This is a genomic window from Xanthomonas protegens, assembly GCF_038442435.1.
In the GTDB taxonomy this organism is placed as follows: domain Bacteria; phylum Pseudomonadota; class Gammaproteobacteria; order Xanthomonadales; family Xanthomonadaceae; genus Xanthomonas_A; species Xanthomonas_A sontii.
The window spans coordinates 62,181-81,577 of the sequence record NZ_JAQJCQ010000018.1; the positions used below are offsets into that span (position 1 = coordinate 62,181).

Consider the following 19,397-nt stretch of genomic DNA (forward strand, 5'->3'; position numbering starts at 1 on the left):
TCGGGCGCCGCGACGGGAGGCGGGGAGAGCCGGAATGAAGACGCGAGCCGCGGTCGCCTGGGCGGCGAACCAGCCGCTGGCCATCGAGGAAGTGGATCTGCAGCCGCCCAAGGCCGGCGAAGTGCTGGTGCGCATGGTCGCCAGCGGCATCTGCCACGGCGACGACATCGCCCTGTCCGGTGCCGATGCCGATGCGGCGTTCCCGGTGATCCTGGGCCAGGAAGGCGCCGGCGTGGTCGAGGAGGTCGGCGTCGGCGTCACCAGCGTGCGCCCGGGCGATCACGTGATCCCGCTGTACATGCCCGAGTGCGGCGTGTGCAAGTACTGCCGTTCCAACCGCACCAACCTGTGCCAGGCGATCCGAAGCACCCAGGACCGCGGGCTGATGCCCGACGGCAGCAGCCGCTTCTCGCTGCACGGACGCCCGCTGCTGCACTACATGGGCACCAGCACCTTCGCCGAGTACACCGTGCTGCCGGAAATCGCGGTGGCCAGGATCCATCCGGCCGCGCCGCTGGACAAGGTCTGCCTGCTCGGCTGCACGGTCACCACCGGCATCGGCGCCGTGCTCAACACCGCGCGGGTGCGTCCGGGCGAGAGCGTGGCGGTGTTCGGGCTCGGCGGCATCGGCCTGTCGGTGGTGCAGGGCGCGGTGATGGCGCGCGCCGAACGCATCATCGTGGTCGACATCAACCGCGACAAGTTCCCGCTGGCGCGCGCACTCGGCGCCACCGACTGCCTGGATCCGAAGGATTTCGGCGCGCCGGTGCAGCAGGTCATCGTCGACCTCACCGATGGCGGCGCCGACCACAGCTTCGCCTGCGTCGGCGACGTGCGCGCCATGCGCGCGGCACTGGAGTGCTGCCACAAGGGCTGGGGCGAAAGCATCATCCTCGGCGTGGCGCCGAGCGCGCAGGAGATCAGCACGCGGCCGCTGCAGCTGGTCACCGGCCGCGCCTGGCGCGGTAGCGCGTTCGGCGGGGTCAAGGGCCGCAGCGAGCTGCCGGCCTATGCCGAGCGCTACCTGGCCGGGGAGATCCGCATCGACGAACTCATCAGCGAAACCCTGCCACTGGACCACATCAACCGCGGCTTCGAGGCGATGCGCGCCGGCCGCGGCATCAAATCGATCGTTCTCTACTGAGCCTCAAGGAATCGGCATGCCCCATACCCCCGGACGCAGCACCCCCTCGGCGAGCCTGCTCGCGCTGGCCGTCGCCACCGCCATCGGCCTGCTCGCCGCACCGGCGCACGCGCAGACCACGGTCAATGCCGACGATGCGCAGATCACCGCGCTGGACCGGGTCGAGGTCACCGCCACGCCGATCCCCGGCACGCTGATCGATGCCGACCTGCTGCCGTACACGGTGCAGACCGCCAATGCCGACGACATCGCACGCAGCCAGGCCGGCAACCTCACCGACTTCCTGCTGCGCGAAATGAACGGCGTGGACACCAACGAAGTGCAGGGCAGTCCGTTCCAGACCGACCTGACCTTCCGCGGTTTCCGCGCGTCGGCCTTGCCCGGCGCCTCGCAGGGCGTGTCGGTGTACCTGGACGGCGTGCGCATGAACGAGCCGTTCGCCGACATCGTCAGCTGGGACATGATGCCGGAGGCGGCGATCCGCAGCGTCGCGCTGATGCCGGGTTCCAACCCGCTGTTCGGTCCCAACACGCTGGGCGGCGCGCTGGCCTTCACCACCCAGTCCGGCCTGACCGCGCCGGGCCTGCGCGCCGACCTGTCGGTGGGCAGCGGCGCGCGCAAGCGCCTGGACGCGTCCTACGGCTACGCCGGTGCCGACGGCCTGCATGCCTTCGTCGCGGCCACCGGCTTCGACGAGAACGGCTGGCGCGACGCCTCCGCCGGCCGCCTGGGGACCGTGTTCGGCAAGTTCGGGCGGCAGGGCGAGCGCACCGACTGGGACGTGTCGCTGCTGCACGGGCGCAGCCGCCTGGTCGGCAATGGCCTGCTGCCGAGCTATCGCTATACCGACGAGGGCACCGAGCCGGGGCTGTACGAGGCCGACCGCGCCGCGGTCTACACCTCGCCCGACCTGACCCGCAACCGCAACACGCTGCTCACCGGGCAGTTCGACCATCGCTTCGACGCGCGCACCGCACTGCACTTGCTCGCCTACTACCGCCAGGGGCGACGCGATACCGTCAACGGCGACATCAACGACGACTACGAAGAGTTCGTCGACGATTGCGCCGACGGTTACGCCGCCGACGGCACGCCGCTGGATGCCGGCTGCTCGGTGTCGCGCGCCGATGCCGACGCGCTGCACAGCGGCGTGCTCAACACCACGCAGATGCGCCAGCACGCCGAGGGCGTGGCACTGAACCTCAGCCACCAGGCCGGCGCGCACGCGCTGAGCATCGGCGCCACCTACGACCGCAACCGCGTGCGCTACCGCCAGTACGAGCAGGAAGCGTTCGTGCAGGACGACCGCTCGGTGGTCGCCGATCCGGACGAGGAGCGCGCGTTCTTCTCCGGCGTCGACGGGCGCAGCAGCACCCTGGGCCTGTTCGCCGCCGATACCTGGGAGCTGAGCGAGGCCACCCACCTCAATGCCGCGCTGCGCTGGAACCGCGTCGCCGTCGCCAACACCCTGTCCACCGCCGACGACGGCGTGCTGCCGCGCGAGCGCTTCGTGTTCGCCAAGGCCAACCCGTCGCTGGGCATCACCCAGCGTCTCGGCGGCGGCTTCACCGCGTTCGCCTCGGCCTCGCAGAACAGCCGCGCGCCGACCGCGATCGAACTCGGCTGCGCCGACCCGGAACAGCCGTGCCGGTTGCCGACCGGGCTGCAGGCCGACCCGCGCCTGGAGCAGATCGTCTCGCGCACCTACGAGCTCGGCCTGCGCTGGAACCCGACGCCGGCGCAGACGCTGAACGCCTCGCTGTATCGCGCCGACAATCGCGACGACATCCTGTTCCTGCGCGCCCCCAATTCCCAGCAGGGCTATTTCGACAACGTCGACCGCACCCGCTATCAGGGCGCCGACCTCAGCTACCGCGGCAGCCACGGCGCGCTGCGCTGGTTCGCCGGCTACAGCTACCTGGACGCCACCTACCGCAGCGCCGGCGAACTGCTCTCCGGCGAGCGCACAGTGACCCTGCGGCCGGGCACGCGCATCGCCGGCCTGCCGCGCAACACGCTGAAGCTGGGCGTGGACTGGCAGGCGCTGGCGCAGTTGACCCTGGGGGCTGACTTGCGCGCGGTGTCGCGGCGCGTGGCCAGCGGCAACGAGGACGGCCTGGTCGCGGATCCCGAGGAAGGCGAGGCACCGGCGCGCCACGACCTTTCTACCGGCGGCTACGCCTTGCTCGACCTGCACGGCACCTGGGAACTGGCCGACGGCCTGTCGCTGTACCTGCGGATCAACAACGTGTTCGACCGCCGCTACGAGACGTATGCGGCGATCGCCGAGGACCTGTTCCCGGGCGGCACCCTGGCGCGCCCGCAGGACGCTGCGGTCGAGGACGGCCCCTCGCGCTTCGTCGCCCCCGGCGCCCCGCGGCAATACCAGGTCGGTTTGCGCTGGCGCTTCTAGCGGGCGGTTTGCGGTTTGTGTGGTGGCACCGATCGGCGCGCGCCATCCGCCGTGTCCACAAGACTGCAAGCCAGTCGGCGCGGGCGACGGTCGCGGCTGAAGCCGCTCCTACCTTGGGTTCGCGCCTGGTTAACGGCGCAGCGCTTCCTGCAGGAGCGGCTTCAGCCGCGACATCGAAGCCAGATTTCCTCCAGCCGCCTCAACGGTCGGGACGCGAATACCCGACAGCACTCACGCCGCTACCGAATGGCAAGACGCGATAGGCGAGGCTTCATTCGCGACGCGCAGCAACCCCATTGAATCGCGATGCCGCCTCCACTCAAGCCGTCGCCAACCCGTGCTTGCGCAGCTTGCGATACAGGGTGTTGCGGCTGATGCCCAGCGCATCGGCGGTGCGGCTGACGTTCCAGCGATGACGCTCGAGCTGCTGCTGCAGCACGCTGCGCTCGGCACTGTCCAGGGCGACGCGGCCGGGGACACCGTCGCCGGCATGCGCATCGTCGCCGAGCAGGCACGGGCCGCTGTCGGCGTCGACGATTTCCTGCGGCAGGTTGGGGATGCGGATGACGCCATCGGCGCACAGCACCGCCGCGGTACGCAGCACGTTGCGCAGCTGCCGCAGGTTGCCGGGCCAGGCATAGCTGAGCAGCTTGTGCAGGGCGTCCTCGCTGATGCGCACCGTCTGCTCGCCGCTCTCCTCGCGCAGCAGGGTGCGGATCAGTTCGGCCTTGTCGCTGCGCTCGCGCAGCGGCGGCAGGTGCAGCACCACGCCGTTGAGGCGGTAGTACAGATCCTCGCGGAAGCCGCCGCTGCCGACCATCTGCGCCAGGTCGCGGTGGCTGGCGCTGATCACGTGCAGTTCCAGCGGCACGGCGCGGTCGCTGCCCAGCGGGGTCACGCTCTGTTCCTCCAGCACCCGCAGCAGGCGCGTCTGCAGCGGCAGCGGCATGTCGCCGATCTCGTCCAGGAACAGGGTGCCGCCGCTGGCCTGCAGCAGCTTTCCGTGGCGTCCTTCGCGCGCGGCATCGGTGAAGGCGCCGCGCGCATAGCCGAACAACTCGCTCTCGATCAGCGCTTCCGGGATCGCCGCACAGTTCACCGCCACGAACGGCCGGTCGGCCCAGGGCGAGCTGCGGTGCACCGCCTTGGCGAACTCTTCCTTGCCGGTGCCGGTGGCGCCGCACAGCAGGATCGACACGCGGTGCTTGGCCAGCTTCAGCGCATTGTCCAGGTTATGCAGCATGCGCGGATCGGAACCGACATGGTCGTTGGCGCGCGCGGCCTGGCAGTCCTCGCCCGCGGCGCGCGTTCGGCCGGCAGCGCTGCGCGCACGCGGCGGCTGCGCCAGGGCGAAGAAGCGGCGGCCGTGGCAGGCGCAGCGGATCGACCACAACGTGCTGGCGTCGTTGCGCGCGCGCTGCTCCAGCGTGTCGAAATCCAGCTGCATCACCTGGGCGATGTCGCGCCCGACCAGCGGCGAACGGTCGGGCTTGCCGAGCTGTTCCAGCGTGGCCTCGTTGACCGCCAGCACGCGTCCGTCGCCGCCGACCGCGATCAGCGCCTCGTGCAGCAGCCCGGCGAACTCGGGGCGGCTGTGGAAGCGCAGGATCCACGCATGCCGGTACTGCTCCAGGAAATACGCGCGGGCGATCTGCGCCGCCGACATGCGCACCAGCGCGCCGGTATGGCGCTGCACCAGCTTGGTGTCGCGTGCGTCGGGCGTGGAGGCGTCCAGCACCGCCAGCAGATGGCCTTGCGGATCCAGGATCGGCGCGCCGCTGCAGGACAACGGCAGGTGCCGCTCCAGGTAGTGTTCGCCGCGGTGCACGCTCAGCGCACTGCCCTCCACCGCACAGGTGCCGATGCCGTTGGTGCCCTGGTAGCGCTCGGCCCAACTGGCGCCACAGAACAGCCCGGTCTCGCGGAACGCACGCAGCAGCGCCGGATCCTGCACGCTGTGCAGGACCGTGGCCTCGGTGTCGGCGAACACCACCGCGTAGCTGCCGCCGGCGATCTGTTCGTAGAGATTTTCCATCTCCACCCTGGCGATGCGCAGCAGCGCCTCCAGCCGCTGCTGGCGTTCGCGCAACTCACCGTCGTCATGGACCATCGGCGAGGGGTGGGTGTCCGGGGCCAGGCCGTACTCGTCGAGGCAGCGCCGCCACGAGCGTGCAAGCGCCGGCGGCAAGGACTCGATCTGGCGGAAATGGCGCATGCGCGCCAGCGGCGCGCAGTCGGCCTCGGCGGCGGATGGTGCGACGACCTTGGCTTGCGCGAGGCTGGCGACAGTCGACTCGGACATGGGCGCGCTCTCGTCCCCCCAGGGGGCCCCTGGCGCAAGTGACGCACAAACCAGGCCTGGGCTCAACCCGCAGTGCAGCAAAGCGATGGCGCTGCCCGCCGTCGATCCCCCGGTCGCGCTGGGAGCCTCGCTCCATCATGACGGTCAGTGGGCGTGCAGGACGCGTCGCGCTCCGGCAGCGCCATGTCGTAGTGCATCCGCATCCACCGTCGCGTGCGGGAACGGCGACGGGGCGAATCGAATCGAGTGCCTGCCATACCGCCTGCTACGCAGACGGCGCGATGCGCGCTGCCGCATGCGCCCGGCCGAAGTCGGGTTATGCCAGTGCCGGACCGTTGCGGCTCGGTGCGTCCCGCTCGCGCGCCAATTCCTGCTGTTGCGTGAGTTGCCGTTCGCGGTCGATCGCCTGGTTCGCGGCCTGCAGTCGCTGATCGGATTGTTCCACCGGAGTGGCGAGCGCCACTTGCACATCCACGCTGGCGCGCTTTTGCGTCGGGTCGCGCTGTTCACCTTCGACCACCACCAGATGGCCCTTCTCGGTGAGCGCCACGCGATCGGCCCGTTCCAGTGCGTTCGACGCCAGCGGCGCGTTGCCGGGGCCGCCATTGTCCCGGCAAGCGGCCAGCGCAGCACGGCTCAGGCGTTCGCTGGCCGCATCGTACGGTTTGCCCAGATCCTGGTCGATCCTTCTGACGCCCTCGCGGATCTGCTCGAGCAGCGCATGATTCGGGTGGCTGGCGTCATTCGGGCCGGGCGCCGACGCCGGAGCGCGATCCGGCGCAGGCGTTTGCGGTTGCTGCTGCTCGCTGCGTTCGCGCAACTGCGCCGGGGTCGGTACGTGCAGCAGCGTTTCGCTCTTGCCGTCCTTGCGCAGTTGAAGATCCACGCTCTGATCGGCATTGCCGACGCGCTTGACCTCGTCGCGCTGCACCGCGCTCCACTTGCCGCCGACGAAGGCAGTACCGTGACCGTTCCCATCGAAGACGACCACATCGTTGTCCGCGCCGAACAGGCTCGACGACTGCGCGACCGTCTTGCCGTTCCGGCCTTTGAGGTTGTAGCCGAACGCACTGTCCTGGTCGAGGGCGCTGATCAGTTTTGGCGACTGGCCGTTCTGCAGGAACAGGGTCTTGGTCGCGTTGTACTGATGCAGCGCATCCGCGTGGGCGGTATCGCCCTTCAGGTCGACCGGGCTGCGCAATGGGTCGGCGGAGACCGCCGCAAAAGCATCATGCAGGGGATTTCCAGGCTGCGCCGCACGGAGCTTGTTGAACACCTCGGTACCTGCGAGCGCGTGGTGGACGCCGCTCTCAATGTAGTCGGGCACCACCTAGCCTTTCTTGTTGGTCTTGTTCGGCAGCAGCGCGTCGACCTTGTTCACCACGTCCTCGACGCTGCCGAGGCTGCCGTCGTTGATACCCTTGAGGATCTTCGGATACTGACTCTTGCCGGCCTGGTTCTCCAGCTTCATCAGCACGGTGGCGTACTTGGCCTGGTCGTCCAGGCTCGCGTTCTTGTACAACTCCGTCTGGCGCAATTGGTGCAGCGCGCCGCCAGGGTCCTTCTTGCCGTCGCCTTCGCGCATCAGATGGTCGATCTGCGTGCGGTCGCGATCGTGTACGAATTGCACGCCTGCATCGGAGGCCAGGAAGGTATTGAGGTTCTTGAGGACGGTTGCATCGGGTGCGCGGCCGTTGTCCGCGCGGATGGCATCGCCATTGCGCTGCAGATCGGAGATCGTCTGTGTTCTTTGGTTTTCCGACAGCGCCAGACTCGGAGTCTGGCGGGCGGCCCATGTCTGGTAGGCATCCACCAGCGTCGGGACGACGTCCGGATGTGCGCCCAGGTCGGTCTGCAGCGTGCCGATGCTGAAGCCGCTGTTGGCCACCGGCTTGAGCGTGTTGCCCTCGACCGATCCGGCGAACGACAGGTGATAGGCCACATTCTTGGAGCCCAGGCTGCCTTCCGAGGCCACGCCGATGGCGAAGTAGCCCAAGGTCTTGAGTTGCGCGTCGGTGAGCTGCGGCGTTGCCGCGGTGGGGGCGGTGTTTGGATCGGACATGTCGCTGTTCCCCGATGGTGTGTCGTCCCTGTAGACGCTCGCGTTAGCCTCTGCCTTCTCCGCAGAGCTTGAGGTTGGTGCGTGCGGCGCGGATCACGCGGAGGTAATCGTCGACGAGGGCGGGCGTCATGCCCTCGCTGATGGCGTCGTCGCTGCGCTTGGCGTCGTCCTGGTAGGGCGCCAGTGTCTGCCGGCATCCGGCATCGTCGCCGAGTTTATGCTGGGTCAGCGCGTAGTCGTTGCGGATGGCGCCGGCGTCGCTGAAGCTGAGGGCCGCCACGCAGTCGCGATAGAGCGGCGCGAGCGCCGCTTCGGCACCCGCATAGTCCTTGCGATCGTAGGATGCCTGGAAGGCCTTGCGCGTTCGCTGCATGGCTTCAGGCGTGCAGGTCGCAGCCTGTTTCAGATAGTCGCCTGCGAAGCTGCCGTTGCCGCCGCAGTACTCCCGGCACGCGCTCTCGGCGCCGGCCGTGGCGGACACCGCCACGCCGTCCGCCTTGGGTGCGAACTGCAGCGTGCAGGTACCGTCGTCGACCGCGGCCTGGGTCCCGTGCAGCGTGCCGCTGAAGCTGCAACCGGCATCGACATTCTGCGTTTCGAGGGTGAAGCGTGCATCGGGCTGCACGGTCAGCTGGCCCCAGCCGGGCTGGGTGGCATAGTGGCCGGCGGGCACTTGCGCGGCCGTCGCATCGTGCGTCGCAGCAGGCGCCGTTGGGCTGTTCGCGGCAGGCGCGGGGGCGGTCGGGGGCACGGAGGGAGTCGCGTTCGCGGGTGCCTGGGCGGCGTTGCCGCAGCCGCACAGGGTCGCTGCGCAGCACAGGGAGAGCAGCAGTCCACGCGGGATCGGTGCAGCGGCCAGGATCCTGGCGGTCCAGCGAGGCGCGGTGTCCATCCGATCATTCCATCGACGCGGGCGGCCGAGTCTAGCCCCGCCCGGATCGGCGCCGCAAGCCTGGATGCCGCGTCGCAATCGGTCGTGGAACGGCGGCCCGCCGGGTAAGCGTCCGGCAAGCGCGATGGCCAGGCGTCGACGCTGCCGTTCCGCCGGTAGTGCCCCAGCCTTACAACGCGTAACCGAACTGCTGCTTGAACTGGTCGTTGAATTCGTCGAAGTCGAAGCGCTGGTTCTGGGTGCCCGGGTGCTCGACCTTCAGGGCGCCCATCAGGTTGCCCATGCGGCCGATGGTCAGCCAGTCGCAGCCGCGCTGGATGCCGAAGATCAGGCCGGCGCGGAAGGCGTCGCCGCAGCCGGTGGGGTCGACCACGCGGCGCTCGTGCGCCGGCGGGATGTCGAAGGTCTTTTCCGGGGTGTGGACCAGCGCGCCCTTGGGGCCCTGGGTGGTGATGTAGGCCTGCACGCGCGAGACGATGTCCTTCTCGTCCCAGCCGGTGCGCTCCTGCAGCAGGTTGGACTCGTAGTCGTTGACCACCACGTAATCGGCCTGCTCGATGAACTGGCGCAGCTCCGGGCCGTTGAACAGCGGCATCGCCTGGCCCGGGTCGAAGATGAACGGCACGCCGCCGGCGCTGAACTCCTCGGCGTTCTGGATCATGCCCTCGCGCCCGTCCGGGCCGACCAGGCCCAGGGTCACGCCCGGCACGTCCTTCACGTGGTTCTCGTAGCTGCGCATCATCGCGCCCGGATGGAACGCGGTGATCTGGTTGTTGTCGTGGTCGGTGGTGATGAACGCCTGCGGGGTGAACAGCTCCTCGATCACCTTGACCCGCGACAGGTCGATGCCCAGCGCCTGGAAATGTTCGCGGTACGGGCCGAAGTCCTGGCCCACGGTGCCCATCGGGATCGGATCGCCGCCCAGCAGGTGCAGGTTGTAGGCGATGTTGCCGGCGCAGCCGCCGAACTCGCGGCGCATCCGCGGCACCAGGAACGACACGTTCAGGATGTGCACCTTGTCCGGCAGGATGTGGTTCTTGAACTGGTCCGGGAACACCATGATGGTGTCGTAAGCGAGAGAACCACAGATCAGTGCAGACATCGGGCAGGCCTTGGCGGAGGGATGAGCCCGCATTCAGGCGGGCGAGGGGCGGGGTCGCCGCGGCGCAAAGGGTAACGGCTGCGGCCCGGCAGGGCCAGAACCACGATCCATCGCGGTCCCGCCGATACCACGCAACGCGTGGTTTTAGCGAGAATTTTCCTTGCCCGCACCCAGGCGGGTTGCTAGGCTAGCGGACTTCGTTTTCTGCCCATTTTTTCGCCATTCTGGCGACGGCGCGCGCCCCAGGACCCAATCCCCCGATGTTCAAGAAACTCCGCGGCATGTTCTCCAACGACCTGTCCATCGATCTGGGCACGGCCAACACCCTCATCTACGTGCGTGGCCAGGGCATCGTGCTGAACGAACCGTCGGTGGTCGCGGTGCGCCAGGATCGTGCGATCGGCGGCACCCGCTCGGTGGCCGCGGTCGGCGCCGAGGCCAAGCAGATGCTCGGCCGTACCCCCGGCCACATCACCACCATCCGCCCGATGAAGGACGGCGTCATCGCCGACTTCACCTACACCGAGGCGATGCTGAAGCACTTCATCAAGAAGGTGCACAAGTCGCGCTTCCTGCGCCCCAGCCCGCGCGTGCTGGTGTGCGTGCCGGCCGGCTCCACCCAGGTCGAGCGTCGCGCGATCAAGGAATCGGCCGAGGAGGCCGGCGCCCGCGACGTGTACCTGATCGAGGAACCGATGGCCGCGGCGATCGGCGCCGGCATGCCGGTCACCGAGGCGCGCGGCTCGATGGTCATCGACATCGGCGGCGGCACCACCGAGGTCGCGGTCATTTCGCTGAACGGCATCGTCTATTCGCAGTCGGTGCGCATCGGCGGCGACCGCTTCGACGAGTCGATCACCAACTACGTGCGCCGCAACCACGGCATGCTGATCGGCGAGGCCACCGCCGAGCGGATCAAGCTGGAGATCGGCTGCGCCTACCCGCAGGCGGTGGTGCAGGAGATGGAGATCTCCGGCCGCAACCTCGCCGAGGGCGTGCCGAAGATGATCAAGATCAACTCCAACGAAGTGCTGGAGGCGCTGCACGAGCCGCTGTCGGGCATCGTCTCGGCGGTCAAGCTGGCGCTGGAGCAGACCCCGCCGGAACTGTGCGCCGACGTCGCCGAGCGCGGCATCGTGCTGACCGGCGGCGGCGCGCTGCTGCGCGACCTGGACCGGCTGATCTCCGAGGAAACCGGCCTGCACGTGCAGGTCGCCGACGATCCGCTGACCTGCGTGGCCCGCGGCGGCGGCCGTGCGTTGGAACTGGTGGACATGCACGGCAACGAGTTCTTCGCGCCGGAGTGAGGGTGAGGCCGGGAATGGGCAGTCGGGAATGGGGAATAGAATGGCCCCTCCGCCTCTGCCCTGCCGGCTCCGTCTCCACCAGTCGCCTGCCTGCGCCCCGGCCTGATCGCGCCGGGAGCGCGCCGTTGCTTTCCGATTTCCCACTCCCGATTCCCCATTCCCGGCTTTAGCCCGTGCCTCCTTACGCCGGTCCTCCCGTCACCGCCCGCCCCGGCGAATCCGCCAGCACGCCGCGCCTGCTGGCCTACCTGGCGTTGGCGCTGGTGCTGATCGTGCTCGACGCGCAGGCCGACTGGCTGGCCCGCCTGCGCAGCCAGGCCACGGTGCTGGTGCAGCCGATCTGGGCGCTGGCCGGCCTGCCCGGGCGGCTGGGGTCGCAGGTGCAGGAGAACGCGGCCAGCCATGCGCAGCTGGTCAAGGAAAACCGCGCGTTGCGCAACGAACTGCTGATCGCCAAAGCGCGTTTGACCCGGCTGCAGACGGCGGCGCTGGACAACGCGCAGCTGCGCGAACTGCTGGGCGTGGCCGAGCGCCGCGGCCTGGACGTGCAACTGGCGCCGATCCTGGACATCGACCTGGACCCGACCCGGCAGCGCCTGGTGCTCGATGCCGGCAGCCGCGACGGCGTGCACGTCGGCCAGGCGGTGATCGATGCCGGCGGCCTGATGGGCCAGGTGATCGCGGTGACCCCGCTGCACTCCACCGTGCTGCTGCTGACCGACCCCGACCACGCGGTGCCGGTGACGGTGGCGCGCAACGGCGTGCGCCTGATCGTCTACGGCCGCGGCGGCAGCCTGGAACTGCGCGACATCCCGCTCAGCGCCGGCGTCGAGGTGGGCGACGAGATCGTCACCTCCGGCCTGGGCGGCCGCTTCCCGGCCGGCTTCCCGGTCGGCACCATCTCCGCCCTGCGCCCGGACGACACCCACGCCTTCCTGGTCGGCGAACTGAAGCCGGCGGCGAAGCTGGACCGGGGGCGGGATGTGTTGTTGCTGCGGCCTTCGGCCGCGGCAACGGGAGTGGGGATTGGGGATTCGGGATTGGTGAAAAGCCGGGTCAACAGCGCCGACGCCTCCTCGGCGGCGGCCCAGCCGCCGGCCGCCTTCGCGGCCCCGGGTAGCCAGGCCACCGCTCCAGCGGCTGCGTCGGGAGCACGCAAGACCGAATCGATGACGCACACCACCAATGGCAGCGGTACCCCAGCCACGCCCAAACGCGCGACCGCTTCGCCAATCCCGAATCCCCAATCCCCAATCCCGGCTCCGAAGGAGCCCACCCAATGAGCCGCCTGCGCAGCAAAGGCTGGATGCTTCCGGTCAGCGTGATCGTGGCGCTGTTGCTGGGGTTGATGCCGTTGCCGCTGGTGGTGCAGCCGCTGCGGCCGTACTGGCTGGCGCTGGTGGTGGCGTACTGGGTGATCGAGACGCCGGACAAGGTCGGGCTGGGCTTCGCCTTCGCGGTCGGGGTGCTCGCCGATCTGCTGTACGGCGGGGTGCTGGGCGAGCAGGCGCTGCGCCTGGTGATCCTGAGCTTCATCCTGCAGCGCTTCCGCGCGCGCATCCGTTTCTTCCCGATGTCGCAGCAGGCGCTGGCGATCGGCGGTTTGTTGGTCAACGACCGCATCGTTGCCGCGGCGGTGCACCTGGCCGTCGGCGAGCCGACGCTGCCCTGGAACTACTGGTGGGCGCCGCTGCTGGGCATGGCGCTGTGGCCGCCGCTGTTCGTGCTGCTGGACGCGCTGCGGCTGGGCCGGCGGAGCAAGTAGCATGGCCCTGCATCCGCGCCGCGCGCAGAAGAATCCGCACGCCGAGGCCGAGCAGTTCCGGCGCCGCGCCGCGCTGGGCTTCCTGTGCGTGCTGCTGGCGCTGCTGGGCCTGGGTGCCTGGTACTTCAAGCTGCAGGTGCTGGACCACGACGTCTACGCCACCCGCTCGGACGCCAACCGCATCAAGCCACGGCCGGTGGTGCCCGGGCGCGGCATGATCTACGACCGCAACGGCCGCCTGCTGGCCGAGAACGTGCCCGCGTTCCGGCTCGACGTGACCCCGGACAAGGTCGCCGACATGGACGCGCTGCTCGCCGAGCTGGGCAAGGTCATCGCGCTGTCGCCGGAAGACATCGAGCGTTTCCAGGCCGCGCGCAAGGCCAGCCGCAGCTTCCGCCCGATCACCCTGAAGCTGCGGGTCAGCGAGGAGGAGCGGGCGCGCTTCGCGGTGGACCGCTGGCGCTTCCCGGGCGTGGAGCTGGAACCCTACCTGACCCGGCACTACCCCTACGGCGACCTGTTCGCGCACATCATCGGCTACGTCGGCCGCATCGACGAGAAGGACCTGGAGACGCTGGGCGAGGGCAACGCCGCGCTGACCCACATCGGCAAGTCCGGGCTGGAGCGCTATTACGAGGAGCAACTGCGCGGCAAGGTCGGCTACGAGCAGGTCGAGACCAACGTGCAGGGCCGCGCGATCCGCACCGTCGGCCGGGTGCCGGCGCAGTCCGGCGCCGACCTGCGCCTGTCCATCGACGCCGACCTGCAGCGCGCCATGGTCGCCGCGTTCGGCGACTACCAGGGCTCGGCCATCGCCATCGATCCGCGCACCGGCGAGATCCTGGCCATGGTCAGCCTGCCGTCCTACGACCCCAATCTGTTCGTCAACGGCATTTCCCACGCCGATTTCCAGGCGCTCAACAGCGACCCGTCGCGACCGCAGTTCAACCGCCTGGTGCTGGGCGGCGTGGCGCCCGGCTCCACCATCAAGCCGTTCATGGGCCTGGCCGGCCTGGACAGCGGCACCCGCCGCCCGGAGGACAAGATCCTCTCCACCGGCATGTTCTACCTGCCCGGGGTCAGCCGCGGCTGGGGCGACTCGCACCGCGGCGGCCACGGCTGGACCGATCTGCGCAAGTCGATCGCGCAGTCGGTGAACACCTACTACTACAAGCTGGCCATCGACATGGGCATCACCAAGGTCGACCAGTACATGACCCGCTACGGCTTCGGCGTGCCCACCGGCATCGACCTGGTCGGCGAGACCGGCGGCATCGTGCCGTCGCCGGCGTACAAGGCCAAGAGCCGCAAGGAAGCCTGGTACCCCGGCGACACGGTCAACATCGCCATCGGCCAGGGCGACTGGAAGGTGACCCCGCTGCAACTGGTCCGCGGGGTCGCCGGCCTCGCCGATGGGCAACTGCGCACGCCGCACCTGGTGATGGCCACGCGCCAGGCTTTCGACCAGCCCTGGGCGCCGGTGCAGCCGGGCACGAGCAAGCCGATCAGCGACAACCCCAGCAATCTGCAGGCGGTGCGCGAAGGCATGATGGACACCATGCGTCCGGGCGGCAGCGGCTATGCCATCACCGTCGGTGCGCCCTACCAGATGGCCGGCAAGACCGGCACCGCGCAGGTGGTCAGCCGCAAGGGGCTGGCCGCGGTCGATCCGCGCAGCCTGCCGATGCACCTGCGTCACCGCTCGCTGTTCGAGGGCTTCGCGCCAGCGGAGCGGCCGACCATCGCCCTGGCGATCGCGGTGGAAGGCGGCGGTTACGGCGCCAGTACCGCCGCGCCGATCGCACGCAAGATCTTCGATGCCTGGCTGCTCGGCCGGCTGCCGCCCGGCGTCGAGCCGCTGGACAGCCTGCGCGGCGCCACCGCCTTCGGCAGCCACCTGTACTACGCCGAGGATCCGGGCTCGCGCGCCGCCGCCGACGCGGTCGCCCTGGCCGCCGGCGAACGCCCGGTGCTGATCGGCCAGGCCGAGGTGGATGCGGCGGTGGTGCCGCTGCAATCCGCGGCGCCGGCGATCCCCGACGAGATTCCGGACGAGCGATGAAGGATTTCCTGCGCTGGCTGGTCGAGATCGGCGGCCGCTTCACCCGCACCCTGGACTGGCCGCTGTGCCTGGCGCTGGGCGCGCTGATGGCGATGGGGCTGGCGGTGCTCAAGAGCGCCGGCGGCATGCACCTCGTCATGGCGCAGGGCGCGCGTTTCGCCATCGGCGCGGCGGCGATGTGGAGCCTGTCGCGGGTGTCGGCGCTGCGCCTGCGCGCCTGGACCCCGCTGATCTACGCGTTGTCGATGCTGCCGCTGCTGGCGGTGTTCGTGCTGGGCACCGGCAAGTACGGGCGGCAGTGGCTGGATCTGAAGGTGTTCTACCTGCAGCCGGCCGAGCTGCTGAAGATCAGCATGCCGATGATGGTGGCCTGGTACCTGCACCGCATGCCGCTGCCGCCGCGCATTCCGACCGTGCTGGTCAGCGCGGTCATCATCGGCATTCCCACCGCCTTGATCATGCTGCAGCCGGACTTCGGCACCGGCGTGCTGATCGCCGCCAGCGGTGGCTTCGTGCTGCTGCTGGCCGGTTTGCCGTGGTGGTGGGTGGGCATCGCCGTCGGCGGCGTCGCCGCGGCCGCGCCGGTGGCCTGGCTGTGGCTGCTGCGGCCCTACCAGAAGGACCGCATCATGATGTTCCTCAACCCGGAGAACGACGCGCTCGGTGCCGGCTGGAACATCATCCAGTCCAAGATCGCGATCGGTTCCGGCGGCCTGCACGGCAAGGGCTGGGGCATGGGCTCGCAGTCGCACCTGAACTTCATTCCCGAGCAGACCACCGACTTCGCGTTCTCCGTGCTCAGCGAGGAGTTCGGCTGGATCGGCGTGGCCACGGTGATGACCCTGTACCTGATCGTGATCGGGCGCTGCCTGTGGATCGCCTCGCAGGCGCGCGACACCTTCTCGCGGCTGCTGGCCGGCGCCACCGGCCTGGCGTTCTTCGTCTACGTGCTGGTCAACGGCGGCATGATCTCCGGGCTGCTGCCGGTGGTCGGCGTGCCGATGCCGCTGATGAGCTACGGCGGCACCTCGGCGGTGTCGCTGCTGGCCGGGCTGGGCCTGGTGATGGCGGTGAAGGCGCACCGTCCGGTGCACGGTTACTGAACCAGCGCACGGCGTTCGACGCGCGCTGGCTTAACCGCAACCTTGCAGGCAGGTGACGGCATTATTGCGGCGCATGTCGTGCATCCGCACAATGCGCGTCGATGCCACGTGACGCGCGCCGCTCCCCCCGGCCCACAGGTGTGCAGGAACTTCCGGGTAGGCAGGTGCGACCCCGCGCATCCATCCCAGCCCACATCGCCGAGGCATCCTCCGCAGCGCATCCGCCGATCCGGGCTCCGGCCTACCCGTCTGCGTCGTCCGCCGCTGCCTCGTCGTTCCCGTGGTTGTCCAGAGGCTCGGCGTTGGCCGGGATGGATGCGTGTCGATGAAATTCCTGCGCGTGTTGCTGTTGACGAGCGTGGTGCTGGGCCTGAGCGGCTACGCATTGCTGCGCTATTACTTTCCGCCGGGGGCGCTGCACGCCCGTGGCTATGGGCGCACGACCCTGGTGCATCCGCCGGGGGCGCCGCAGGGCCTGGTGATCCTGCTGGCCAGCGGCAGCCCGGCGCAGCGGCAGGACGCCGCGCGGCGCATCGCCGCCAGCGGCGCGCTGGTCGCGGTGGTCGACGGCCAGCGTTATCTGAAGCACTTGCGCCATGGCGGCCACGGCTGCGACAAGGCCTGGCACGACGCCGAACGGCTGAGCCGGCGGCTGCAGCGGCAGTTGCACGGCGACAGCTACTACCTGCCGGTGCTGGCCGGCACCGGCACCGCCGCGACCCTGGCCGCGCGCATCGTCGGCGCGGCGCCCTCGGCGACCCTGGGGGGCGCCATCGGCGTGGCGCCGGCACCCACCGAGGTCTGTGCCGGCACCGCCGCCGCGACCGCAGCGCAGGGCTTTGTCGACACCGTGGCCGCGCCGGCCGACGGCGGCGTGGATGCCGCGCTGGCCGCGCGGGTCGCCGCGCACCTGCATGCGCGCGGCCGTGGCGGCGCGCTGGACGATCTGCCGCTGACCGAGCTGCCCTCGGCGACCCCGGGTGCACCGCTGGCCATCGTGCTGTCCGGCGACGGCGGCTGGCGCGACATCGACAAGGGCATGGCCGAAGCGCTGCAGCGCCGCGGCATCGCCGTGGTCGGCTGGGACAGCCTGCGCTACTTCTGGCGGGCCAAGCCGCCGGCGCGGGCCAGCGCCGACCTGAGCCGGGTCATCGCCTACTACCAGCAGCGCTGGCGTCCGCAGAAGATCCTGCTGGTCGGCTATTCCTTCGGCGCCACCACCCTGCCGTTCATGGTCAACCGGCTGCCACCGGCGCAGCGCGAGCAGGTCGGCCTGGTGGCGTTGCTGGGCCTGGAGCACAAGGCCGACTTCCAGATCCGCGTGCGCGGCTGGCTCAACCTCGGCGACGACGATGACGCACTGCCGGTGCAGCCGGAACTGGCGCGCATTCCCGCGGCGCAGTTGCTGTGCGTGTACGGCGACAAGGAAAAGGATACGCTCTGCCCGCAATTGCGCGCGCGCGGAGTGGAGGTGGTGGTGTTGCACGGCGGTCACCATTTCGATCAACACCCGGCCGGGCTGGCGACCATCGTCGACGACCGCTGGCAGCAACTGTCCGCGGACGCGCGCCTGCCGGTCGCCGAGTTGCGGGAGCCGCGTCCTGCGGCCGCCGCGGCGTCGCCCGCCGCCACGCTGCCGCCGTCGCACGCTGCGCTCCGGCAATGAGCAAGCCTGTGCGCGTAGCGCTGGTGTGCGGCGGCGTACTCGCCGCCGCTGCGTTCGTTGGCGCTGCCGCGACTGGCGATTCCCGTCACGTGGTCGAACCGCACTTGCCGCCGGTGTGCATGGCGCTGGATGCCACCCTGCAGGCGCAGCAGCGTCGCTTCGCCGACGCGCAGGAGCGCAGCGCGCCGGACACTGCGCGCATCCAGGCCGCGCTCGACCGCTGCGCCGCCGGTGCGCACGGCGCGGTGCTGCTGCGCGCCGGCAGCGGCAACGCCTTCCTCAGCGGGCCGTTGACGATTCGCAGCGACACCACATTGGTGATCGACAGCGGCGTGACCCTGTTCGCCTCGCGCCAGCCCGCCGACTATCAGGTGCCCGGCCGCAACGCCTGCGGCCAGGCCGCGGCGCGCAGCGGCGGCTGCCGCGCGCTGATCACCCTGCAGGGGCGCAGCCTGGGGGTGATGGGCGTGCGCGACGCCGCCGGCCACCAGGGCAGTATCGACGGCCGCGGCGACCTGCCGATGCTCGGCGGCAGCGACAGCTGGTGGCAGTTCGCGCGCAGCGCCAAGGCCGCCGGCCAGACCCAGAACGCGCCCGACCTGATCCGCGCGCAGGACGTTGCCGATCTGCAGCTCTACCACGTCAACCTGATCAATGCGCCGTACTTCCACGTCTTCGTGCACGGCGGCGACGGCGTCACCGTGTGGGGCGTGCGGGTCCGGGCGCCGGCCAACAGCCCCAACACCGACGGCCTCGATCTGGACAGCGTGCGCAATGCGACCCTGGCCGACAACGACGTGATGGCCGGCGACGACGGCATCGCGATCAAGACCAGCGCCGCGCGCTCGGCCGACATCACCGTGCGCGACTCGCGCTTCTACGGCACCCACGGCATCTCCATCGGCAGCGAGGTGATGTACGGCGTCGGCAACGTGCTGGTGGACGGCAATCGCCTGGTCGGCCACGACGCCGACGGTATCGTCGCCACCGACAACAACGGCCTGCGCATCAAGACCGGCCTGGCCAAGGGCGGACCGGTGCGCGACGTGCTCTACCGCAACACCTGCCTGTTCGATGTGGCCAAGCCCCTGGTGATCACGCCGCTGTACGGCCACGACCGCGGCGGCAGCCGCAGCGGCAGCGTGCCGACCTTCGCCGGGATCGTGGTCGACGGACTGCGCGCGCAGGACACGCCCGCCGGCAAGGGCAGCACGGTGCAGGGCTACAGCGCTGCGACACCGCTGGACCTGGTGCTGGCGCACGTGGCTGCCGACGTCGCCACGCTGCATGCCAACAATGCGCGCATCGGCGTGGACCAGTTCGGCCTGCGCTTGAGCGAGGACAGCAGCGCGGCCTCGACCTATGCGACCACGCTCGCCGGGTCGATTCCGGCCTGCAGCAGCGCGCCGGTGTTCCCGGCCCTGTAGCCCGCGCGCAACGCCGGCGGCCACTCGGCGCGCGCCCGCGTGGCGCGAGCGGTCGGTGCCCGCGTCTTGCGGCTTTGATGGCGTGCGCCGCCACGTATTGCAATCGCCAGCGCGTGATGCCAGCGCCCTGTCGCACCGCGGCGTTCCGCCGC

The 19,397-nt window shown here is 70.0% G+C and carries 12 protein-coding genes and 1 pseudogene; 9 read left to right on the plus strand and 4 right to left on the minus strand.

Annotated elements, in window-relative coordinates; genetic code table 11:
* Positions 1–34: 34 nt before the first annotated feature.
* Together PIQ37_RS18020 and PIQ37_RS18025 are read left to right on the plus strand one after the other, a co-directional pair.
* The gene (locus PIQ37_RS18020; protein WP_342074505.1) at positions 35–1,144 is read left to right on the plus strand and encodes an S-(hydroxymethyl)glutathione dehydrogenase/class III alcohol dehydrogenase; all 1,110 of its coding nucleotides are present in this window, start codon (positions 35–37) and stop codon (positions 1,142–1,144) included.
* 16 nt (positions 1,145–1,160) lie between these two features.
* Positions 1,161–3,557 (plus strand): TonB-dependent receptor, encoded by a 2,397-nt coding sequence (locus tag PIQ37_RS18025; protein WP_342074506.1) that lies wholly within the window; start codon positions 1,161–1,163, stop codon positions 3,555–3,557.
* A gap of 319 nt (positions 3,558–3,876) precedes the next feature.
* Here PIQ37_RS18025 and PIQ37_RS18030 read toward each other — a convergent pair whose 3' ends face one another.
* From PIQ37_RS18030 to PIQ37_RS18045, 4 genes and pseudogenes are all read right to left on the minus strand, one after another.
* Positions 3,877–5,859: a sigma-54-dependent Fis family transcriptional regulator gene (locus PIQ37_RS18030; RefSeq protein WP_342074507.1), complete on the minus strand. Its 1,983-nt coding sequence runs from the start codon at positions 5,857–5,859 to the stop codon at positions 3,877–3,879.
* Between the two features lie 316 nt (positions 5,860–6,175).
* Positions 6,176–7,921, minus strand: a pseudogene (locus PIQ37_RS18035) (XVIPCD domain-containing protein).
* A 43-nt stretch (positions 7,922–7,964) separates the two neighbouring features.
* The gene (locus PIQ37_RS18040; RefSeq protein ID WP_152180764.1) at positions 7,965–8,477 is read right to left on the minus strand and encodes a hypothetical protein; all 513 of its coding nucleotides are present in this window, start codon (positions 8,475–8,477) and stop codon (positions 7,965–7,967) included.
* Positions 8,478–8,982: 505 nt separating this feature from the next.
* A complete protein-coding gene (locus PIQ37_RS18045; protein WP_048491039.1) occupies positions 8,983–9,915 on the minus strand; it encodes a carbohydrate kinase family protein in 933 nt (310 codons plus the stop codon).
* A 260-nt stretch (positions 9,916–10,175) separates the two neighbouring features.
* Between PIQ37_RS18045 and PIQ37_RS18050 the strand changes: the two genes are divergently transcribed.
* The 7 genes from PIQ37_RS18050 (at position 10,176) to PIQ37_RS18080 (ending at position 19,245) form a co-directional block, all read left to right on the plus strand.
* A complete protein-coding gene (locus tag PIQ37_RS18050) occupies positions 10,176–11,222 on the plus strand; it encodes a rod shape-determining protein (protein WP_010343692.1) in 1,047 nt (348 codons plus the stop codon).
* 173 nt (positions 11,223–11,395) lie between these two features.
* Positions 11,396–12,505 (plus strand): rod shape-determining protein MreC, encoded by a 1,110-nt coding sequence (gene mreC, locus PIQ37_RS18055; RefSeq protein ID WP_342074508.1) that lies wholly within the window; start codon positions 11,396–11,398, stop codon positions 12,503–12,505.
* Positions 12,502–12,987: a rod shape-determining protein MreD gene (gene mreD, locus PIQ37_RS18060; RefSeq protein ID WP_342074509.1), complete on the plus strand. Its 486-nt coding sequence runs from the start codon at positions 12,502–12,504 to the stop codon at positions 12,985–12,987. Before mreC ends, mreD begins: the two co-directional genes overlap by 4 nt.
* A 1-nt stretch (position 12,988) precedes the next feature.
* Positions 12,989–15,049, plus strand: a complete 2,061-nt coding sequence (gene mrdA, locus PIQ37_RS18065; RefSeq protein ID WP_342074510.1) for a penicillin-binding protein 2 — start codon at positions 12,989–12,991, stop codon at positions 15,047–15,049.
* Positions 15,046–16,152 (plus strand): rod shape-determining protein RodA, encoded by a 1,107-nt coding sequence (gene rodA / locus PIQ37_RS18070; protein ID WP_017911558.1) that lies wholly within the window; start codon positions 15,046–15,048, stop codon positions 16,150–16,152. The genes mrdA and rodA overlap by 4 nt, the downstream gene beginning before the upstream one ends.
* A 325-nt stretch (positions 16,153–16,477) precedes the next feature.
* Positions 16,478–17,818, plus strand: coding sequence for a virulence factor family protein (locus tag PIQ37_RS18075; protein WP_342074511.1), 1,341 nt, complete (start codon positions 16,478–16,480; stop codon positions 17,816–17,818).
* On the plus strand, positions 17,815–19,245 hold the full coding sequence (locus PIQ37_RS18080) for a glycoside hydrolase family 28 protein (RefSeq protein ID WP_342074512.1): 1,431 nt from the start codon (positions 17,815–17,817) through the stop codon (positions 19,243–19,245). Before PIQ37_RS18075 ends, PIQ37_RS18080 begins: the two co-directional genes overlap by 4 nt.
* The last annotated feature ends 152 nt before the right edge of the window (positions 19,246–19,397 follow it).